17 protein-coding genes are annotated in these 18863 nt (G+C 63.6%); 8 read left to right on the forward strand and 9 right to left on the reverse strand.

Going from position 1 to position 18863, the window contains the following annotated elements; translation table 11 throughout:
* Positions 1 to 15: 15 nt before the first annotated feature.
* The gene (locus AC2A04_RS10395; protein WP_484212273.1) at positions 16 to 837 is read right to left on the reverse strand and encodes an LD-carboxypeptidase; all 822 of its coding nucleotides are present in this window, start codon (positions 835 to 837) and stop codon (positions 16 to 18) included.
* A gap of 88 nt (positions 838 to 925) precedes the next feature.
* Between AC2A04_RS10395 and AC2A04_RS10400 the strand changes: the two genes are divergently transcribed.
* Positions 926 to 2362: a glutamate ligase domain-containing protein gene (locus AC2A04_RS10400; RefSeq protein ID WP_484212274.1), complete on the forward strand. Its 1437-nt coding sequence runs from the start codon at positions 926 to 928 to the stop codon at positions 2360 to 2362.
* A gap of 158 nt (positions 2363 to 2520) precedes the next feature.
* Entirely contained in the window at positions 2521 to 4224 is a 1704-nt protein-coding gene (locus AC2A04_RS10405; protein WP_484212275.1) for a methyl-accepting chemotaxis protein, read from the forward strand.
* Between the two features lie 88 nt (positions 4225 to 4312).
* On the opposite strand, the gene AC2A04_RS10410 is transcribed toward AC2A04_RS10405, so the two are convergent.
* Positions 4313 to 4846 (reverse strand): N-acetyltransferase family protein, encoded by a 534-nt coding sequence (locus AC2A04_RS10410; protein WP_484212276.1) that lies wholly within the window; start codon positions 4844 to 4846, stop codon positions 4313 to 4315.
* An 80-nt stretch (positions 4847 to 4926) separates the two neighbouring features.
* Here AC2A04_RS10410 and AC2A04_RS10415 point away from each other — a divergent pair, with 80 nt between their 5' ends.
* The gene (locus AC2A04_RS10415; protein ID WP_484212277.1) at positions 4927 to 5418 is read left to right on the forward strand and encodes a PilZ domain-containing protein; all 492 of its coding nucleotides are present in this window, start codon (positions 4927 to 4929) and stop codon (positions 5416 to 5418) included.
* A gap of 14 nt (positions 5419 to 5432) precedes the next feature.
* Here AC2A04_RS10415 and AC2A04_RS10420 read toward each other — a convergent pair whose 3' ends face one another.
* Both AC2A04_RS10420 and AC2A04_RS10425 read right to left on the reverse strand, forming a co-directional pair.
* The gene (locus AC2A04_RS10420) at positions 5433 to 6374 is read right to left on the reverse strand and encodes a DUF808 domain-containing protein (protein WP_484212278.1); all 942 of its coding nucleotides are present in this window, start codon (positions 6372 to 6374) and stop codon (positions 5433 to 5435) included.
* Positions 6375 to 6477: 103 nt separating this feature from the next.
* On the reverse strand, positions 6478 to 8619 hold the full coding sequence (locus AC2A04_RS10425) for an EAL domain-containing protein (RefSeq protein ID WP_484212279.1): 2142 nt from the start codon (positions 8617 to 8619) through the stop codon (positions 6478 to 6480).
* A 180-nt stretch (positions 8620 to 8799) separates the two neighbouring features.
* On the opposite strand from AC2A04_RS10425, the gene AC2A04_RS10430 reads away from it, so the two are divergent.
* The 4 genes from AC2A04_RS10430 (at position 8800) to rplI (ending at position 11309) form a co-directional block, all read left to right on the forward strand.
* Positions 8800 to 9960 carry an acyltransferase family protein gene (locus AC2A04_RS10430; RefSeq protein ID WP_484212280.1) on the forward strand — a complete coding sequence of 387 codons (1161 nt, stop codon included), beginning with the start codon at positions 8800 to 8802 and terminating at the stop codon, positions 9958 to 9960.
* Between the two features lie 146 nt (positions 9961 to 10106).
* Positions 10107 to 10469, forward strand: a complete 363-nt coding sequence (gene rpsF, locus AC2A04_RS10435; protein WP_484212281.1) for a 30S ribosomal protein S6 — start codon at positions 10107 to 10109, stop codon at positions 10467 to 10469.
* A gap of 3 nt (positions 10470 to 10472) precedes the next feature.
* Positions 10473 to 10697, forward strand: coding sequence for a 30S ribosomal protein S18 (gene rpsR / locus AC2A04_RS10440; protein ID WP_011445073.1), 225 nt, complete (start codon positions 10473 to 10475; stop codon positions 10695 to 10697).
* Between the two features lie 12 nt (positions 10698 to 10709).
* Positions 10710 to 11309 carry a 50S ribosomal protein L9 gene (gene rplI, locus AC2A04_RS10445; protein ID WP_484212282.1) on the forward strand — a complete coding sequence of 200 codons (600 nt, stop codon included), beginning with the start codon at positions 10710 to 10712 and terminating at the stop codon, positions 11307 to 11309.
* Positions 11310 to 11431: 122 nt separating this feature from the next.
* Here rplI and AC2A04_RS10450 read toward each other — a convergent pair whose 3' ends face one another.
* Complete coding sequence (locus tag AC2A04_RS10450; RefSeq protein WP_484212283.1) at positions 11432 to 12427, reverse strand: amidohydrolase family protein; 996 nt, start codon at positions 12425 to 12427, stop codon at positions 11432 to 11434.
* A gap of 141 nt (positions 12428 to 12568) precedes the next feature.
* Between AC2A04_RS10450 and AC2A04_RS10455 the strand changes: the two genes are divergently transcribed.
* Entirely contained in the window at positions 12569 to 14005 is a 1437-nt protein-coding gene (locus AC2A04_RS10455) for an AMP nucleosidase (RefSeq protein ID WP_484212284.1), read from the forward strand.
* Positions 14006 to 14099: 94 nt separating this feature from the next.
* On the opposite strand, the gene AC2A04_RS10460 is transcribed toward AC2A04_RS10455, so the two are convergent.
* From AC2A04_RS10460 to AC2A04_RS10475, 4 genes are all read right to left on the reverse strand, one after another.
* On the reverse strand, positions 14100 to 14588 hold the full coding sequence (locus AC2A04_RS10460; protein WP_484212285.1) for a YbjN domain-containing protein: 489 nt from the start codon (positions 14586 to 14588) through the stop codon (positions 14100 to 14102).
* A 97-nt stretch (positions 14589 to 14685) separates the two neighbouring features.
* Positions 14686 to 15441: an alpha/beta fold hydrolase gene (locus AC2A04_RS10465; protein WP_484212286.1), complete on the reverse strand. Its 756-nt coding sequence runs from the start codon at positions 15439 to 15441 to the stop codon at positions 14686 to 14688.
* A gap of 8 nt (positions 15442 to 15449) precedes the next feature.
* Complete coding sequence (locus AC2A04_RS10470; RefSeq protein WP_484212287.1) at positions 15450 to 16475, reverse strand: aspartate-semialdehyde dehydrogenase; 1026 nt, start codon at positions 16473 to 16475, stop codon at positions 15450 to 15452.
* Positions 16476 to 16577: 102 nt separating this feature from the next.
* Positions 16578 to 18839: a S9 family peptidase gene (locus tag AC2A04_RS10475; protein ID WP_484212288.1), complete on the reverse strand. Its 2262-nt coding sequence runs from the start codon at positions 18837 to 18839 to the stop codon at positions 16578 to 16580.
* Positions 18840 to 18863 lie beyond the last annotated feature (24 nt).

Below are 18863 nucleotides of genomic sequence, written 5' to 3' on the forward strand. Positions count from 1 at the left end.
TGCCGCACCTGCCGGTCAGGCAAGACCGAACGGTACGATCCTGTTGTCAACGTCATGGCCGATATCGGCCGATCCAAGGTACGCGATGCCCGCCTTGGCGCACCAGTGGCGCGCCATTGCCTCAACCTCGCACCCGAAAGGCCGATCGTTTTCAGGAACATCGCTCACGCGCCCGAGCCGCAATCCGGCAATTCCGACGGGTCCCAGAGAGGCGGTTACGTGGAACAGCAGGCGATCGATCGCATAGTGGTATTCGGCCACTTCCTCGACCATGACGACGTGCCCGGACAGATCGGGCATCAGCGGCGTGCCGCACAGCATGGCCAGCGTCATCAGATTGAAGGCCGCTGCTGGTGTCGCGCCGTCAAGCGACGGCTCAAGCCCCTCTCGCGAGCCCGCCAGATAGTCGAGCGTCCGCCGGACGGCCGCTTCTCCAACTGCTCGGCGAATGTCAGTTGGCATCGGCGCATGGACCGGCCTGCCGATCCCGGCACGGTAGAGCAGCCCGAGCAACGTGCCGCTGTCCGAATAGCCAAGATACTGCTTCCGGTGCGCCGCAGCGCCCAGCAGCGGCAGCACGTCCACCGCAATCCGGTTGGCGCCATAGCCACCGCGCACGAACCATAGCGCATCGAAAGAGGGATCGTTGGCGCATTCCACGAAAGCTGTGAGCCGCAGCGCATCGGCCCCGGCGAAATGCCCTTCGCTGGCAAAGCACTGCTCGTGAAACACGAGTTCAAGCTGGGGAAATTCAGCCTGCGCAAGCGCGGACACGCGCGCGGCATCCTCGCGCGTGAACGGGGTCGATGGAGCGCAGATGGCGATACGTCTGGTCACGGATCATACCCTAGCCCGGTTCATATCCCGGTTGAAAGGCGCAATCCCGTGGTTGTCACCGGGCCTGCGGGCGAATACCGGATGAGGCATGACCATGTCCGCCGATCTCTCGCCCCAAGCCCTCGCATCGCGTGACTGGTTCTTCTGCGGCATCGGCGGCTCGGGCATGTTGCCGCTCGCCCTGATCCTCAAGGGCCTCGGTGCAAGCGTCGGCGGGTCCGACCGCAGCCGCGATGCGGGGCGTACGCCCGAAAAGTTCGCCTGGCTCGAAGGCCTGGGCTTTGCGCTGCGCCCACAGGACGGTTCCGGGATAACCTCCCCCGAGCAGATCCTCGTCGCTTCGGCCGCGGTTGAAGACACCGTGCCGGAGGTCGTCCGCGCGCAGGACCTTGGCTGCACGCGCATGACCCGTGCCGAACTGCTTTCCACCTTGTTCAACGCCGCGCCCCGCTCCATCGCGGTCGGCGGCACCAGCGGAAAGTCGACGGTCACGGGCATGATCGGCTGGATCCTGACTGATGCGGGCTGCGATCCCACGATCATGAACGGCGCGGTGATGAAGAACTTCATCGCGCCCGATGCCCCCTTTGCATCGGCCCGCGTCGGCGCGGGCGACACTTTCGTCTCCGAAGTCGACGAAAGCGACGGCTCGATCGCGCTCTATCGTCCGACCGTAGCCGTGCTCAACAACGTAAGCCTCGATCACAAGAGTCTTGAGGAACTGCGCGAACTGTTTGGCGATTTCCTCGCTCGTGCAAATGTGGCGGTGGTCAATGCCGACGATCGCGAAAGCCTCGCCCTGATCGACCGGGCGCAAGAGGCAATCACCTTCGGCCTGTCGGATGAAGCCACGATCTTCGCCGATCCGGCGACGATCATCGAAGGCCCTACGACGATCTCGGCGTCGCTGACCGACCGCCGCGATGGATCTACCCATGCGCTGACCCTGCAAGTGCCTGGTCGCCACAACCTTGCCAATGCGCTGGCCGCCATCGCAGCGGCAAGCGCCGCGGGTCTATCCGTCGGTGAAGCGGTGCGCCATGTCTCGGGCTTCACTGGACTTGCCCGCCGCTTCGACATCGTGGGAACGACAGCCTCAGGCATCACCGTCATCGACGATTTTGGCCACAATCCCGAAAAGGTTGCCGCGACTCTCGCCACGCTGCGCGCGCATCCCGGCCGGATCATCGCCTTCTTTCAGCCCCATGGCTACGGCCCCTTGCGCCAGATGGGGGCGGAACTCGCCGAAGTCCTTGCAACGGGCCTCGGCCCCGATGACGTCACGCTGCTCTGCGACCCGGTCTACTTCGGCGGCACAGTCGACCGCTCGGTCGGATCGGAGCGGATTGTCGAACTGATCGATCGGCACGGCGGCCATGCCGAACATATCCCCGCCCGCACCGATTGCGCGGACCGCATCGTCGAACTGGCCGGGTCCGGCGACCGTATCGTCATCATGGGCGCGCGAGACGATACGCTTTCGCTCTTTGCCAGAGACCTGCTGGAGCGGCTGGGCACGCGGTAAATTTCCGGCAAACAGCGGGATCGGCATTCGACACCCCTGCGCCGCAATCGTTTTCAAATCTGTATTGGCTAGACTTCCGCCCGGATCGCAAAATTCCGTTTCGAAGCAGGAAGGTGTCGTCGGTGCTGACAATAAGGGACAAGGCTCGTCGGGGCAGCATGGTTCTTACCGGTGCGGTGGCTTCGTCCATCCTGCTTGCCGGTCTAGGCATGAATCACATCCGCGTCGGCGGCACCGTTCACCAGCGGGAGGCCCTGATCAACGAGTTCGTGGCAGATATCATGCCGCCGCCGGCCTACGTGATCGAACCGATGCTCGAACTGTCCGAACTGATGCGGGAGCCCGGCTCATTGCCCGAGCGCAAGGTGGCTCTTGCCCGTCTCGAGAAGACCTATCGCGAACGCGCCACGTACTGGGACAAGAGCGCACTCGACGATGACCTGCGCACGTCGCGCAAGGATGAAGCCGGCCAGATGGCCGAAGGCTTCTGGCGCGAAGTCGACCAGAACCTGTTGCCTGCGATCGAACAGGGCGATCAGGCTCGCGCCGATGCCAGTTATCACGAAGTGCGCGCTCTGTTCGACAAGCATCGCGGTGCAATCGAGAAGCTTACCCTCACGAGCGCTGCCCGTTCGCAGGACGTCGTCGACGATGCCAAGGCAGTCGTGACCTGGACAATGATCGCCGTCGCGCTCGCGGGGCTTGCCGCCATCGGCCTGATGATCGTCGCCATGCGCCTGCTGTTCCGGATTGCCCTTGATCCGATGAGCGATGTCACCGCCACGATGAGCGCGATGGCGCACGGCGATCTCGACCGCGACGAGCGCCACGATCATCGCAGCGACGAAATCGGCGACATGACGCGCGCGATCGAGGTGTTTCGGGCAGCTGCGCGTGATCAGCGCGCGGCGGGTGCCAAGCAGCAAAACGTCGTGCGGATCATGGCAGATGCGCTCGGCCAGTTGGCCAAGGGCGACCTGCAATTCCGCATGCGCGAGGACCTGCCTGAAGAATATGCCAACCTGCGCCACGCCTTCAATGCCACGCTCGACCAGCTCGACCAGACGATCAGCCAGGTCAAGCAGGCCAGCATTCAGGTCAGCACCGGAGCCGAAGAAATCCGCATGGCGTCGGACAACCTTGCCCAGCGCAACGCCCGTCAGGCCGCCAGCCTCGAGGAATCAACCGCGGCGATGAGCCAGGTCACCGCACTCGTCTCCGGCACGGCAGACCGCACGGGCAACGCCCGCGAGGCCATCGCCGCCGCCCACGGCGAGGCCGAAGGTGGCAAGGCCGTCGTCGAAAAGGCGGTCGAGGCGATGAGTGGCATTGCAGAATCCTCGCAGCAGATCACCGCCATCATCGACATGATCGAAGGCATCGCCTTCCAGACCAACCTGCTTGCGCTCAATGCCGGGATCGAGGCCGCCCGCGCCGGTGAAGCAGGGCGCGGCTTTGCGGTCGTTGCCACCGAGGTTCGCGCTCTGGCGCAGCGATCATCGGAATCGGCGGCAAACATCAAGGATCTTATCCGCACCAGCAGCGATCAGGTCAGCTCAGGTGTAGGCCGCGTTGGCGAAACTGGCGTGCTCCTCGCACGGATCGCACAGGACGTGCAGGCCGCGAACAACCTGCTCGAAGAAGTCTCGCGCGCCGCCAGCGAGCAATCGGCCAGCCTCGCCCAAGTCAATATTGCGGTTCGCGAGATGGATACGATGACACAACAGAACGCCGCGATGGTCGAGGAAAGCACGGCAGCATCGCGTGCGCTTGCCGCCGAGGCGCAAAGCCTGTCAGCGTTGGTCGCAAGCTTCCGCACCAGCGAGCAACGGATGTCTACTGGCAGACTGCGCGCCGCCTGAGGGCACTGGCGACAAACAGGCCGGAGCGTATGAACGCCCCGGCCCTTGCGCCACGCGTGCGACCTGCGGGCTCAGTTTGCGCGACAGATCAGTCGAAGCGCTTTTCCAGCATGACAAGGTGCGGGTCCCCGTCCATTCCGTGGGCCTCAAAACCCTTCTCACGCTCGAGTTCGATTGCGGCGTGGTTGTCGCGATCCTCGATCGAGATCACGCGCTTCAGGCCACGCTTGCGCGCCTCCTCTGACAACAGGTCGAGCATCGTCCACCCTGCGCCACGCCCCCGGAAATCACACCGCACCGACACGGCGATCTCGCCCGTGTCCATCCTGGCGTCACAGGCCAGCATGGCCGTGGCTATCAGCGCCCCGCTCGCGCGATCGAAAGCAAGGAAGCTTTCCGTCCGCCAGTGATCCACATGGGTGAGCGGCACGATCTGGTCGTGACCGACGTGCTGGCTTGCGGCAAGGAAGCGGAAGCGTCGGTCCTCGGCGCTGACCTTGTCGAAAAATGCCTCAAGCAGATCGTCATCCTCGGCAAAGGCGGGGCGCACGTCGAGCACCAGTCCTTCGCGGGTCACCAATTCCCTTAGCGGTGCCAGTTCTGCCATTGTCGCGCCAGTCATCGGAAGTTTCCTCGGGATCATTGAACCGTTGGAGTGCTGATAACAGTCCCATCGCTCGCTAAGTTGATCCAGCGCAATCATTGAAAATCAACCAGTTGCGAAGTTTGCGCAGGCGTTTGCAAAAAGCGCGAGCCAACCGGACTGAAAACCTGAGCGATGCTGCCGTCCTAATCTGCGTGGTTAACGCAAGTGGAGGACTTGGCATGTGGCGCGATTCCGAACGTGATGATTTCAACGCCCACCGCCGCGCTCCGCGCGTCGGCATCGAGCTTCCGGTGCGGTGCAAGCGGGGCGCGGAACGGTTGACGGTCATCCTTAAGGACCTCAACCAGTATGGCGCGCGCATCGAAGGTCTCGAGAAGCTTCGCCTCGACGAACCCATTCACCTGATGCTTCCCGGCCTCCAGCCGAAAATGGCGTTCGTGGTGTGGTCGCGCGATCGCGTGAGCGGACTCGAGTTCGAAAACGCGCTGCATGAGAACGTTTTCGAAGGACTCGTCAGCGATTTTGCAATCAAGCACTATCGCGAAGGTCACCCGCCCAAATCGCCGCCGATACGCCACGCCGCCTGACGCAGCGCCCAGCCTCAGTGCTTGGCACGCGCGGAATGGAACAGGTGCACGACGCCAGCCACGATCGCCCCAAGCACCAGTCCGACGACAGCCGACAACATTGCGTACGTCAACCAGCCCAGCACCCCGCCCAGAGGCCCCGTCGCCACTTCGACGGCGTGCTGGATCGAGTGGGCGATCTCTGCCGGCGCGTGAAGGCCGAGTTCCTCCAGACCGTGCAGGATGATCCCGCCGCCGACCCAGAGCATAGCCGCCGTGCCGACCGTGGCCAGAAGCGTCAGCAGCACCGGCATTGCGCGCAGCAGAAAACGACCAGTCGCCTTCGCCAGAGCCGAACCCCGCTGCGACAGGTGAAGGCCGATGTCGTCCATCTTCACGATCAGGCCGACCGCGCCATAGACGCCCACAGTGATCGCAATACCGACAACAGCCAGGATCAGCGCCTGCTGGAGCAGGCCTTCGTTCGAAACCTGCGCCAGCGCGATTGCCATGATCTCGGCCGAGAGGATCAGGTCGGTGCGGATCGCGCCCGAAACACGCTCGTTCTCGAACGACGCAGCGTCGGTAGGATGATCCTCCAGAGTTTCGCCGATCTTCTCGGCACCGAACTTCTCAAGCAGCTTTTCCGCGCCTTCAAAACACAGGAACAATCCGCCGGCCATCAGCAGAGGCGTGATCGCTCCGGGCAGGAGCGCGCTCAGCGCAATCGCCACCGGCAGCAGGATGACCAGCTTGTTGAACAGGCTGCCCTTTGCGATGCGCGCGATCACCGGCAATTCGCGGTCGGGCGTGAACTCGGTGACGTAGGACGGCGTCACGGCCGCATCGTCGATCACTACGCCCGCCGCCTTGCTTCCTGCCTTGGCAGCTGCCGCGCCAACGTCGTCGAGCGACGAGGCAGCCGCACGCGCAATCACGCTGATATCGTCGAGCAGGGCGACTAGGCCGGTCGGCATGGGTAGGTTCAATCCTGTGGTGGTGGCTGTCGAGCCGTTGCTGTGCGGTAACGCCCGTCCAAGCGCAAGGGTCCGGGTGTGTCGAAACGTGCCTGCGTTCGCTTCAGACCCGTTCGCGCGAGCCCGGCACCGAGACTTCCATGAAGCGCGGCTTGCCTGTCGCGCCCGGAGGCGATGCCGCTGCTGCCGCGGCCAGCACCGCAGGCGCAACCCGATGGCGGGTGCACAGGCCGCCCGAGCCGTCACTGGTCAGCGCGGTCTCGAACTCGACGCCGATCACGGCATCGACGGAACGCACCACTATCGAGACGACGAGTTGCCCTCCGCTCAGGTCCAGAACAAGCCTTGTGCCCACCGGCACTCCCGCAAGGCCATCGATCCGTGCTCCGGTACGCGAAAGATCGCGCATCACGGCCTGGTAGCGGTGATCTTCGTGGATGACGCCCACGCGGCGAAACACCGAGCGTCGCTCGGAGCGGTGCCGCTTGGGTCCGTTCGGCTCGATCTTCAGATCGCCGGCCTCGACCCGCCGGGTCACCTCGTCGAGCGGAATTGCGCGCGCGAAGATGTGGCCTTGCACCAGCTTGGCCCCGCGTTCCCTGACGATCTCGAGTTGGTCGAAGGCCTCTACGCCTTCCACCGTCGTCTCCATGCCGAGCGCATCGGCAAGCCCGATGATGGCCGCGATGATCTTCGCGCTGTTCTGGTCCTTGGCGGCGCATGTCTCGACGAAGCTGCGGTCCACCTTGATCTTGTCGAACGGCGCCGAGCGCAGATAGCTGAGCGAGGAATAGCCGGTGCCGAAGTCGTCTAGCGAGAGCTTGACGCCCAACCCTTTGAGCGCGGCAAATGTCTCGTCGACCGCTTCGCTGTCACGCATGAACACGCTCTCGGTCAGTTCGAGCTCCAGCCTTCCCGGCTCGAGACCGCTTGCCGAAAGCGCCGCTGCCACTGCCGTCACGAAGCCTGGCACCGCGAACTGCACCGCCGAGACGTTGACCGAAACCGTCACGCTTTCGGGCCACAGTGCGGCCACTGCGCAAGCCTCGCGCAGGGCCCACTCCCCGAGCGGCACGATCAGATTGCTTTCCTCGGCAATCGGAATGAACACCGAAGGCGGAATCGCGCCGCGTTCGGGATGATTCCAGCGCATTAGCGCCTCGAACCCGATGACGATATTGTCCGCAATCCGCACGATCGGCTGATAGTGCAGCTCGACTTCGTCACGCGCCAGCGCGTCGCGCAAGTCCTTGGTGAGGACGCTGCGTTCGAGCGCCTCGTCCTTGAGATCGGCAGAGAAGAACCGGAACTGCCCGCGACCGCCGTTCTTGGCGGCATAGAGTGCAAGGTCTGCCGACGCGGTCAGCGCCTCGCGGTCCTCGCCATCGTGCGGCGCCACCGCGATACCCACCGATGCACCGATCACCGCGCGCTTACCTTCGATGGCATAAGGCTGCGACAGCATCTGGATGACTTTGGCGGCAAGGTCGCCCAACCGCCCGCGATCGTCCATGTCGGGCAGGATGATCTGGAATTCATCGCCGCCCAGCCGTCCGATCTCGCCCCGCTCGCCCACCACCTTGCGCAGGCGCTCGGCCACCTGACGCAGCAGTTCGTCGCCCGCGGGGTGCCCCATCGTGTCATTGACGTGCTTGAACCGGTCGAGGTCGAGCATCAGCAACCCGCAGCAGCGCCCCACCGGCCGAAACGCCGCCAGCACCGCGTCCAGCCGGCGCGTCATGCGATGGCGATTGAACAGGCCGGTCAGCGAATCGAACTCGGCCGCGCGCGAGTCCTCGCGCTTGCGTCCATATTCTCGAGTGACGTCGCGGGCAAAGCCACGATAGCCCGTGAACGTTCCAGCCGCATCCTTGCATGGCTGGCCGGAAAGCGCCCACCAGCGTGCGTCCGAGGCGTGTGTCCCGGCAAAACGCACGATCAGGTCGGCGATGCGCGCGTGCGATGAAAGCTGGAAACTCAACGGCCTGCTCGCGCCTTCCTCCGGGTTTTCCGCATCGGTCTCGATCGCGGCGGTCAGGGGCTTGCCAAGCAGGGCGACCACGTCGCTGCGAGCCGTGGGCGATAGGTAGGTGAGCTTGCCATTCGCATCGGTAGCCCAGAGCCAGGCCAGCCCTGCGCGTTCAAAATCATCGAGCACCGCGAGCCGGGTATCTGCATCGACCACGGGTGCGGGGTGGCTTTCCGGGCGCACGGGGCCATCCCGGCTCCCGTCCGGTGGCGGCATCCGCCCCAGTCCCCGCAATAAACCCCTGACAACCATTCCTGCTCAGCCTGACGCAACGGCATGAATTTAAGCAATTACCCTTAGTCGCTTGGTGGTTACCGTGGACCTAACGCCTGCCTTATGCGCGAAAGGACACGAAGCCCTCGCTCCGCTTGCGTTTAGTCGCTAGGGGCCTGAGGCATGGCACCGCCGGTCAAACGCCTGCATCACCTCGACGCCGCGCGCGCGCTCCTGCTGCTGCTGGGGCTGCCGTTCCATGTCGCAACCAAGGCGATCTTCGAGAGCGAACCCGCGGCCATCGCCTTCCAGACGTCGTGCGTTATCGGCGCCTATGCATCGATCACGCATGTTTTCCGCATGTTCGCGTTCTTCATGCTGGCGGGATACTTCGCGGGCATGATGCGGGAGCGCAAGGGCGCTGCCGCATGGATCAGCGAACGCGCTCGCCGCCTCGGCCTGCCGCTCGTCGCCAGCCTTGCCACGCTGGGCGTGATCCAGTTCCAGTTGCAGGACATGCTGCTGCACAAGGCCTCACCGCACTTTCTGGGCCTGCCCATTGCGCTCGACCACCTGTGGTTCCTGATCGTCCTGTTCGCTTTCTGCCTTACCTACATCGCGATCCCCTCGCCGCGCCTTGTCCCGCCCGAAGGCCTCAGGCGGGCGATGACCCTGAATGGCCCGGGATGTTTCCTGCTATTGCTCGCTCTCGCCGTCTGGGGCCTTGTCCGATACGCCGCCGAACAGGTCCCTCCAATCCCGGGCGCGCCCAGTGAAACGCTGCTGTGGCAGCAGTACCTGTTCCACGCCGCTGGCTTTGGCCTGGGCATCCTGGCCTGGCACGGCCGCATGGGCGAACAGATCTTCGCCTTGCGCAAACCGCTGATCCTTCCCGCGATCGCCGTGCTGCTGGCCTGCTACATCCCGCTCGATCCGCTGATCCGCCCTGCGCTTGGCAAGGAAATCTATCCTGATCTCGCCGGAACGCTCGCCCTGCGCGCGATCGAACTGCCGTTGGCCTACCTGATGGCTCTGGCGCTCTTCCGCCTGCTTGCGGTTCTGGTGCGCGCGCCAAGCCGCCTGATCACCTTCTTCGTCGACGGCGCGCTTGCGATCTATCTGTTCCACCTTGCGTGGGCGATGCTGGTGCTTCCCCACGCGCGCTCGCTGCCCGTCCCGGCAGAGGCACAGTGGCTGGCAGCAACGTTCGTGGTGACCCTGCTCGCGATCGCGAGCTACCTGGCGGTGCGCGCGACCAACATCACCTCGATCCTGTTCTGCGGTATTTCACGCCCCCCTGCCAGAGCCACCACACAGCAGCCGCTCACCCGGACGCACAGCTAAACCCAACTCTCGCTTGCATTCTAGCAGGGAATCGCTAAGGGCCACCGCTTCGCCGGGATTGCCGGTGATGCACGAAGAAAGCCGGAGGGGCCCCGCAATCCCGCGGATCAGCCAGCGATCGGTTATATGGATAAGGACGCAAAAGCATGCCGCTTTACGAGCATGTGTTTCTGGCGCGCCAGGACCTGAGCCAGGCTCAGGTTGACACGCTTGCCGCCGCCGCCACCGAAATCGTCGAGAGCAACAACGGGAAGGTCACCAAGACCGAGACCTGGGGCCTCCGTTCGCTGGCCTACAAGATCCAGAAGAACCGCAAGGCGCACTTCGTCCTGCTGAACATCGAAGCTCCCGGCGCCACCATCGCCGAGCTCGAGCGTCAGACTCAGATCAACGAAGACGTCATCCGCTACATGACCGTCCGCGTTGACGAGCATGAAGGTGGTCCGTCGGTCATGATGCGCAAGAACGACCGCGAGCGTAGCCGCCGTCGCGAACGCGAAGGGGAATAAGACATGGCTCGTCCGTTTTTCCGCCGCCGCAAGTCCTGCCCGTTCTCGGGCAAGAACGCTCCGAAGATCGACTACAAGGACGTGCGCCTGCTTCAGGGCTTCATGTCCGAACGTGGCAAGATCGTGCCCAGCCGCATCACCGCGGTCTCGGCCAAGAAGCAGCGTGAGCTGAGCCAGGCGATCAAGCGCGCCCGGCACATCGGCCTCCTGCCCTACATCGTGAAGTAAGGAGCGCCAGTCATGCAGATCATCCTGCTCGAGCGCATCGAGAAGCTGGGCGCCATCGGCGACGAAGTGACCGTCAAGGACGGCTACGCCCGCAACTTCCTGCTGCCCAACAAGAAGGCGCTCCGCGCCAACGAAGCCAACCGCAAGGTCTTCGAAGCCAACCGCGCCCGCATCGAGGCCGACAACGCTGCGCGTCGTGACGACGCCAAGTCGGAATCGAGCAACGTCGAAGGCAAGGAAGTCGTGCTGATCCGCGCGTCGTCGAACGCCGGCCAGCTCTACGGTTCGGTTTCGGTCCGCGACATCGCCGATGGCCTGATCGAACTCGGCGCCAAGGTGAACAAGGCAATGATCGTGCTGGAACGCCCGATCAAGACTCTCGGCGTGTACAACGTCAAGGTCTCGCTGCACCCCGAAGTCTCGGTCAACGTCAAGGTCAACGTCGCCCGCTCGCCGGACGAAGCCGCGCTGCAGTCGCAGGGCGTCGACGTCATGGCCGCGATGTTCGATACCGACACCGGCGGCTTCACCGAAGCCTACAACCCGAACGCCGAACCGGGCGAAATCCCGGCCGACCTTCTGGACGAGACCGAAGAAGAAACCGAAGCCTGAGGCTTCGCAACCTTCCGGTCACAAGATCAAGGGGCGTCCTGACGGGCGCCCCTTTTTCGTATCTCTCGGCCATGAACTCAAAAAGCCTACGGCTGATCGAACCCGACCAGCGCTTCGCTCCCCTACTTCACCTCGTCCAGCCGCAAGAACCGCGCGGCGTTGTTGTACAGGATGTCGCGCTTCTGTTCGGGCGAGAGGTAGTCCGCGTTCTGGATCAGGCCGATCGAGTAGGCCATCAGACCTGGCCAGATGAGCTGGTCGGTTCCATACATGATCCGGTCGCCGAAGCCGCCATCCACCATTCGCTCGATATAGCGGTTCACGTCCTTGCGCGGGTAGCTCCAGATAAGTCCCGCGATGTCGACATAGACGTGGCTGTTGGCCTGCAGCAGCGTCAGCATGTTGTCGATCATCGGATAGCCCGCGTGCATCACCTGCACCCTTAACTTCGGGTGCCGCGCCAGCAATTCCTCCAGCAGCAGCGGATTGCCTGCCGATCCGCGAAACTCGGGCTGGATTACATTCGCGCGGCCCGAACCGCCTGTACCCATGTGGATAGCCACCGGAATGTCCAGCTTCTCGGCCAGCGCGAAGTACTGGTCCACGCGCATGTCCGAGGGCGATATACCCTCATATTGCAGGCCGATCTCACCCATGACCTTGAAGCCGTCCTTGCCGAAGGCGACTTCGAGCATCTTCATTTCCTTGGCTGGATCGCTTTGCGCCACACGCCCGAAGGCGGTGCCTGGAACCACCCGTGCGGGCGATGCCGCCTGCCACTTCTTCACATCTTCAGGCTTGCCGAACACCACGCCGCGCACGTTCAGCCGCTCCATCTCGGCCAGCACCATCTTCATGTACTGGCCCTTTGGCGCGGGAAAGAGCTTGGGCGAACATTCCTCCTTCGACCACCCGAATGGCGCTTCCGGACCGTTCCTGGGGTCAGAAGCTTCGAACCGCGCCTGATTGGGGCAGATCGGTGAATTCCAGGGGAGATCTTCCATCGCATGCATGTGCACGTCGATGATGGGAGCCACGTCCGCACTGGTGTTCTGGGCCGAAGCACCGCTTCCACAGACAAGTGCGATGGCGGCCAGTGAAGCAAAGGCAAGACGCATGAATCAGGTCCCTTCCATTATCTTTGACAGCGTTATCAGGGCGCTTGCCGCCGCACGCAAGTCTTTCCCGGGCGACCCGTGCCACGAGAACGCTTCACGCATGTCATTGTAGAGTCAGCAGGCCACGCTACATCGGACGGGATGGAACCAACTGAATCGATACTCGCCGAACTGTCACGCCTCTACGACAAAGCCGTCACCACCCTGCGGGAGGATATTGCAGCCTACGCAAACTATGGCGCCATCCCCCCGCGTTCGCGCCGCCACGATGGCAGCTACTGCTACCCGCAACTGACGCTCCGCTTCGACGGCGATCCCCGCAACGAATCCACCGGTCGCGCCTTCGGCCGCCTGACGCAGCGCGGCACTTATGCCTGCACCGTCACGCGCCCTGCACTGTTTGCCGATTACCTTGCCGAGCAGATCGACCTGATCCGCACCGGATTCGACGTGGCGATATCGGTTGAACCCTCGCAGCAGGAAATGCCGTTCCCCTATGTGCTCGACGGAGCCTACGGCGCGCAGATCGGCCGTGTCTCACCGCAGAATCTCGCCCAGCACTTTCCGACGACGGACCTCGCCCACATTGGCGACGAAATTGCCGACGGCGAGTATCTGATCGGTGACGGTCCCTTCCCGCTCTCGCTGTTCGATGGGCTGCGCACCGATTTCAGCCTCGCCCGCCTCGCCCATTACACCGGCACCAGCACCGAGGATTTCCAGCGCTACATCCTGTTCACCAACTACCACCGCTACGTCGATGAATTCGTCGACTGGGCTGCGCAGCAGATCGATGGCACCCGCTACGTCGCGCTGACCGGTGCGGGCGGGCTCAGCCTCGATGCGGCGACCGACAATGCGCGCGCGCGCCTGTCCGACACCGCATGGCGACGGCACCAGATGCCGGCTTACCACCTTGTGGCGCCCGACAAATCAGGCATCACGCTGGTCAACATCGGCGTCGGCCCCTCGAACGCCAAGACCATCTGCGATCACCTCGCCGTCCTGCGCCCGGAGGCATGGCTGATGATCGGCCACTGCGGCGGCCTGCGCCCTACACAGAAGATCGGCGACTACGTCCTCGCCCACGCCTATTTGCGCGACGATCACGTGCTTGATCCGGTACTTCCTCCGGAAATCCCCATCCCGGCCATCGCCGAGATCCAGGTCGCGCTGCAGAAGGCCGCCGAAATGGTCAGCGGTGCGGGCGGCATCGACCTGAAAAAGCGCATGCGCACGGGCACCATCGTCACCACGGACGACCGGAACTGGGAGCTTCGCTACACCCATTCGGCGCGCCGCCTCTCTCTGAGCCGCGCGGTCGGCATCGACATGGAAAGCGCGACCATTGCCGCGCAGGGCTATCGCTTCCGTGTGCCCTATGGCACCCTGCTCTGCGTCTCGGACAAGCCGCTGCACGGGGAGATCAAGCTGCCGGGGCAAGCCAACCGCTTCTACGAGGAAGCCATCGCCGCACACCTCGCTATCGGCACCACAGCTTGCGAACTGCTCCGGCAGGAAGGCCCGCGCCTTCACAGCCGCAAGCTGCGCGCCTTCAACGAGCCACCATTCCGCTGAACTGCAAAGCAAAAAGGCAATCCATCGCGGCTAGCCCCGCTCCGGATTGCCCAGTTTGCGTCCCGTCCGCATGGCGCGGACTGTGGTCAAAACCCTATTTGAAAACCTGCGTTCCCAGTGAATCCATAGCGCTGCGGAACATGTCGACCGCGTTGGAGAATACCTCGAGATCGATACCCTTTCCGGTTACCACATCCCAGGTCATCATCACCGATTGATCGCCGTCGACCGAAACCGAGGCAAAACGCGTGTTCCGCATGAACTTCACCGCGTCATCAGCGGTAAACTTCTTCTCGGGGGTGAAATTGGCCACGAACTGAAGCGACTGGCAGCCATCGTGGGTCTTCTGATTGCATTCGTAGAACATCAGCGCCGCCTGCCAGCCGCCGATATCGGCATTGATCAGCGGGTCGCCATTGGCATCCCTGGCCATCTCGGCAGTGTAGCCGAGATTCTTGAGCGCCTCGGCCACGCTGTCGGGTTTCACCGCGGAAACCGTCGTCGTGCTCGAGGCGGCAGCCATCGCCGAAGAGGGGGCCATCACACCGGCTGCAAAGGCAGCCAGAAGCCAGCAAGCTTTCATCATCCAGATCCCGTCACGAGGCTCTTGCCGGCCGTTCGCGTTTGTTGACAGGAAGCTGACACGAAGCGGTGCGCCCCGCAAGGGGGTGCCTCCACCTTTATTGGGACAGGAACGTCACCAGTTCGCGGCCCAGATCGGGCATGGTCACGCTGCTCATGTGCGTGCCGGGAATGAGCGCGAGCCGCGCGTCGGGCAAGGCATCGGCAAGCTGCCCGGCCGAACCATTGTCGTTGTCCTGATCCCCGCACAGCACCAGCGTCGGCATGGTGATCGCTGCCAGCTCCGCCGGGTCGGTATCGGCCATGGTGCCGAGCAGGCGCCGTGCCGCCTCGCGGTCAGTGCCCATGGTCTTGAGGAACGCTTGCGCGAAATAAGCAGGATCATCGCGCTTGATCGTGCCGAAGCGGTCGATCACGTCGACAAAGAAGTCCTGCCGCCGCGCCCATCCGGCAAGCCCCTGCAGGCCCATGCCCGAAAGCACCAGTCGGCGCGGGCGCATCCCGGCAATCACCGCACGCGCAGACGTCCGCGATCCCAGCGAAAACCCGACGAGGTCGAAGTCGGCTAGCTCAAGATGGGCGACGAGCGCCTCCAGGTCGCGCACCAGCACGTCCTGCGGATAGGCTGCCGCATCATGGGGTGCAGCGCTTTCCCCATGCACCCGCAAGTCCGGCATCAGGCATTCAAATCCGGCATCAGCCAGTCTTCCTGCCGTACCGAACTTGATCCAGTTGACCTGTGCCGAGGAAAATAGCCCGTGCAGAAGCACCACCGGCCTCCCCGCGCCAAGGCGGTGCAGCGCAAGGCGCGCTCCGCCATAGCCGGGGAAGAACTCGGTGGCTGCTTCCGTCACGAAGCGGATCAGCCCTTCTTGAGGTGACGACGGCCGAGCAATTCGGCGATCTGCACCGCGTTCAGGGCAGCGCCCTTGCGCAGGTTGTCCGAAACGCACCACAGCGACAGGCCGCTGTCCACGGTCGGGTCTTCGCGCACGCGGCTGATGAACGTGGCGTAATCGCCCACGCACTCGATCGGGGTCACGTATCCACCGTTCTCGCGCTTGTCGATCAGCATCACGCCGGGCGCCTCGCGCAGGATGTTCTGCGCCTGCTCCGCGCTGATTTCGTCTTCGAACTCGATATTGATCGCCTCGGAGTGGCCGACGAACACTGGCACGCGCACGCAGGTCGCGGTCAGCTTGATCTTGGGATCGAGGATCTTCTTGGTCTCGGCCACCATCTTCCACTCTTCCTTGGTCGAACCATCGTCAAGGAAGACGTCGATGTGCGGGATCACGTTGAACGCGATCTGCTTGGTGAACTTCTTGGGCTCGAGAGGATCGCCAACGAACACCGCGCGGCTCTGCTCGAACAGCTCGTCCATGCCTTCCTTGCCCGCGCCGGAAACCGACTGGTAGGTGGCAACGACCACGCGCTTGATCCTGGCGGCATCGTGCAGCGGCTTCAGCGCCACCACCATCTGCGCGGTCGAGCAGTTGGGGTTCGCGATGATGTTCTTCTTGGTGTAGCCGTCGATCGCCTCGGGGTTCACCTCTGGCACGATGAGCGGCACATCGGGGTCCATGCGGTAGAGCGACGAGTTGTCGATCACCACGCAGCCCGCTGCCGCAGCCTTGGGCGCATAAATCTGGGTCGGGCCCGAGCCTGCAGCAAACAGCGCCATGTCCCAGCCGGCAAAGTCGAAGTTCTCGATGTTGCGGACCTTGAGCTTTTTGCCCGTCTCGCCAAAATCGATCTCGGTGCCCTGCGAGCGCGGCGAAGCAACCGCTGCGATCTCGTCGCAGGGAAACTCGCGCTCGGCGAGGATGTTGAGCATTTCGCGGCCCACGTTCCCCGTCGCACCGACCACTACAACCCGGTAACCCATTTCCATTCCCTTCCTGCGGCCCGTCCGCACCGCGAACGGGCCTTCCCTAGCGGCTGGTTCCGACCAGCCAAGCGATTTGGGCTATGCGCCCACCAACTGTGGCTATTGCCCGCTGCCTGCCCCATTACGGTCGAGGAAGCGGAAAATCGTCTCGTACAAGTGCTGGCTCACCTTCGGACCGCTGATGCGGTGGGTGTAGCCGGGATAGAGCATCATCTCGAACGGCACCGCTTCGCCCTGAAGCTTGGCGATGATCGCAGAGGCGTTCTCGAACACGACATTGTCGTCGGCCATGCCGTGGATGATCAGCAGCGGATCGCTGATCTTCTTCGTGTCGGCCAGCGCGTTCGACTTCTCGTAGACCTTGGGCAGCTTGTTCGGATCGCCCAGATAACGCTCGGTGTAGGTCGTATCGTAGATTTGCCACTTGGTCACCGGTGCCACGGCGATGCCTGCCGCATAGGCCCCCGGATTGGCCTCGAGCATCTTGATCGACATGTAGCCGCCATAGGACCAGCCGAAGGTGCTGATCTTGTCCGCATCGACGAAGGGCTGCTTTTTCAGCCACATCGCACCGGCAAGCTGGTCCTCGACTTCGACCGAGCCCATCGCGTGATGCAGGGCAGATGAAAACTTGACGCCGCGGTTCTCAGACCCGCGGTTGTCGATGGCGAAGTAGATATAACCCTTGTCGACGATTGCCTGTGCCAGCGCGCCCTGGAAGCCCTTGGTGACGACCTGCGCGGTCGGCCCGCCATAGTGATAGGTGAACACCGGATACTTCTTGCCGGGCTCCAGCGGAGGCGTGATCATCATGTAGTGCAGCGGCGTGCCGTCCTCGGCCGGGATCGTGCCGAACTGCGCCGGGCGATGGCTCGCAAGGTAGGGCGCATAAGGATGCGTGCCCGTGACCTTGTTCTCCTCGATCCACGCCAGCCGCTTGCCGCTGGCATCGGCGATGAACGACTGGGCGGGCTGCGTGTCCGACGATCGCGTGATCATCAGCGTCTTCCCGCTCTTGTCCATCGTCGCGCCGTTGACCCAGCCCAGCTCGGTCAACCGCACGTCCTTGGTCGGCACCTTCAGGTCGAGCGCATAGACCTGTTGGGCCAGCACGTCGTCGCGCGTGCCAGTGAAGTAGAGCTTGCCCGCCTTCTCATCCACGCCAACCAGCCCGGTGACGGTCCAATCACCCTTGGTGAGCTGCGCCCATTTGCCGCCCTTGTAGCGATACAAGTGCCCGAACCCGTCACGCTGCGACCACCACACCAGGCTGCCATCATCGAGGAAGCGATAGCTGTCCGACAGGTCGATCCAGTGCTTCGCCGCAGCCTTCTCGGAAAACAGCACGCTCGACTTGCCGGTCAGCGGATCGACCTTGAGCATGTCGAGCACGGTCTGCTCGCGGTTCATGCGCTGCACATAGAGCGTCTTGCCGTCGGGCGCCCAGTCGACGCGCGCGAGGTAGATGTCCTTGTCCTTGCCAAGATCGACCTGCACGCGGCCCGACCCGTCCGGTGCCATGACGTGGAGCGATACTTCGGCATTGGGCGTGCCCGCCGCCGGATAGCGCTGGTCGAAGGTCTTGGTCCCTTCTGCGCCGATCGCCGCGCGGGTGACCACGCCGACCATGCTTTCGTCGAAGCGCTCGACCGCGATCCGGCTCTCGTCGGGAGACCACCAGAAACCGTTGAAGCGGTTCATTTCCTCCTGCGCGACGAACTCGGCCTCGCCCCAATGGACATCGGCGTTCGTTTCCTCGGGCGTGATCGCAACGGCCGCAGCGCCCGTGACAGGTCCGGCCCACAACCGCCGGTCGCGCACGAAGGCAATGTGCTTGCCCTTGGGACCCAGCTTCGGCGTCAGTTCGCCGCCCTTGGTGCCTTCGACCTTGCGCACCGAGCCGTCCAGACCCGCGATCAGCAGGTCGCCATCGACCGGCACCAGCACGGACTTGCTGTCCGCCGCCCACTCGTACGTAACGATGCCCTTGAGATCGCCGATCCGCTGACGCTCGCGCTGCATCTTCTCGGCTTCCGACAGTTCGCGGCCCGACGAAAGCTTGAGAGAATCCACCAGCATCTTCCACTGGCCAGTGGTGCGGTCGAAGCCCCACAGGTCATAGCGTTCGCGATCATCGGCGCGGTTGCGCAGCAGGGTCAGGTAGCGGCCATCGGGCGACAGCTTCACCGCGCGCGGCGCCGGGCCATTGAGGCTCGGGCTGGCGAACACGCGCTCAAAGGTCAGATCCTTGACGGCAGAAGCGGAAGTCTTGGTCATCGGTTGGCCCTGTTGTGCATGGGCAAGCGGAGCAAACGCGAGGGACGACAGCGCGCAGGCGGCAAGCAGACGGAAATGACGCATGGGAGTTCGGTATCCTCTGGCCCC

It is taken from the genome of Novosphingobium sp. HNCC26DJ243, assembly GCF_057180545.1.

Excerpts from the sequence above, each read along its gene's own strand:
- AC2A04_RS10410 (WP_484212276.1), bottom strand. The coding sequence starts at position 4,846 with ATGACTGGCGCGACAATGGCAGAACTGGCACCGCTAAGGGAATTGGTG.
- rplI (WP_484212282.1), top strand. The coding sequence starts at position 10,710 with ATGCAGATCATCCTGCTCGAGCGCATCGAGAAGCTGGGCGCCATCGGC.
- AC2A04_RS10450 (WP_484212283.1), bottom strand. The coding sequence starts at position 12,427 with ATGCGTCTTGCCTTTGCTTCACTGGCCGCCATCGCACTTGTCTGTGGA.
- AC2A04_RS10475 (WP_484212288.1), bottom strand. The coding sequence starts at position 18,839 with ATGCGTCATTTCCGTCTGCTTGCCGCCTGCGCGCTGTCGTCCCTCGCG.
- AC2A04_RS10460 (WP_484212285.1), bottom strand. The coding sequence starts at position 14,588 with ATGAAAGCTTGCTGGCTTCTGGCTGCCTTTGCAGCCGGTGTGATGGCC.
- AC2A04_RS10400 (WP_484212274.1), top strand. The coding sequence starts at position 926 with ATGACCATGTCCGCCGATCTCTCGCCCCAAGCCCTCGCATCGCGTGAC.
- AC2A04_RS10420 (WP_484212278.1), bottom strand. The coding sequence starts at position 6,374 with ATGCCGACCGGCCTAGTCGCCCTGCTCGACGATATCAGCGTGATTGCG.
- rpsF (WP_484212281.1), top strand. The coding sequence starts at position 10,107 with ATGCCGCTTTACGAGCATGTGTTTCTGGCGCGCCAGGACCTGAGCCAG.
- AC2A04_RS10455 (WP_484212284.1), top strand. The coding sequence starts at position 12,569 with ATGGAACCAACTGAATCGATACTCGCCGAACTGTCACGCCTCTACGAC.
- AC2A04_RS10405 (WP_484212275.1), top strand. The coding sequence starts at position 2,521 with ATGGTTCTTACCGGTGCGGTGGCTTCGTCCATCCTGCTTGCCGGTCTA.
- AC2A04_RS10470 (WP_484212287.1), bottom strand. The coding sequence starts at position 16,475 with ATGGGTTACCGGGTTGTAGTGGTCGGTGCGACGGGGAACGTGGGCCGC.
- AC2A04_RS10425 (WP_484212279.1), bottom strand. The coding sequence starts at position 8,619 with ATGCCGCCACCGGACGGGAGCCGGGATGGCCCCGTGCGCCCGGAAAGC.
- AC2A04_RS10430 (WP_484212280.1), top strand. The coding sequence starts at position 8,800 with ATGGCACCGCCGGTCAAACGCCTGCATCACCTCGACGCCGCGCGCGCG.
- rpsR (WP_011445073.1), top strand. The coding sequence starts at position 10,473 with ATGGCTCGTCCGTTTTTCCGCCGCCGCAAGTCCTGCCCGTTCTCGGGC.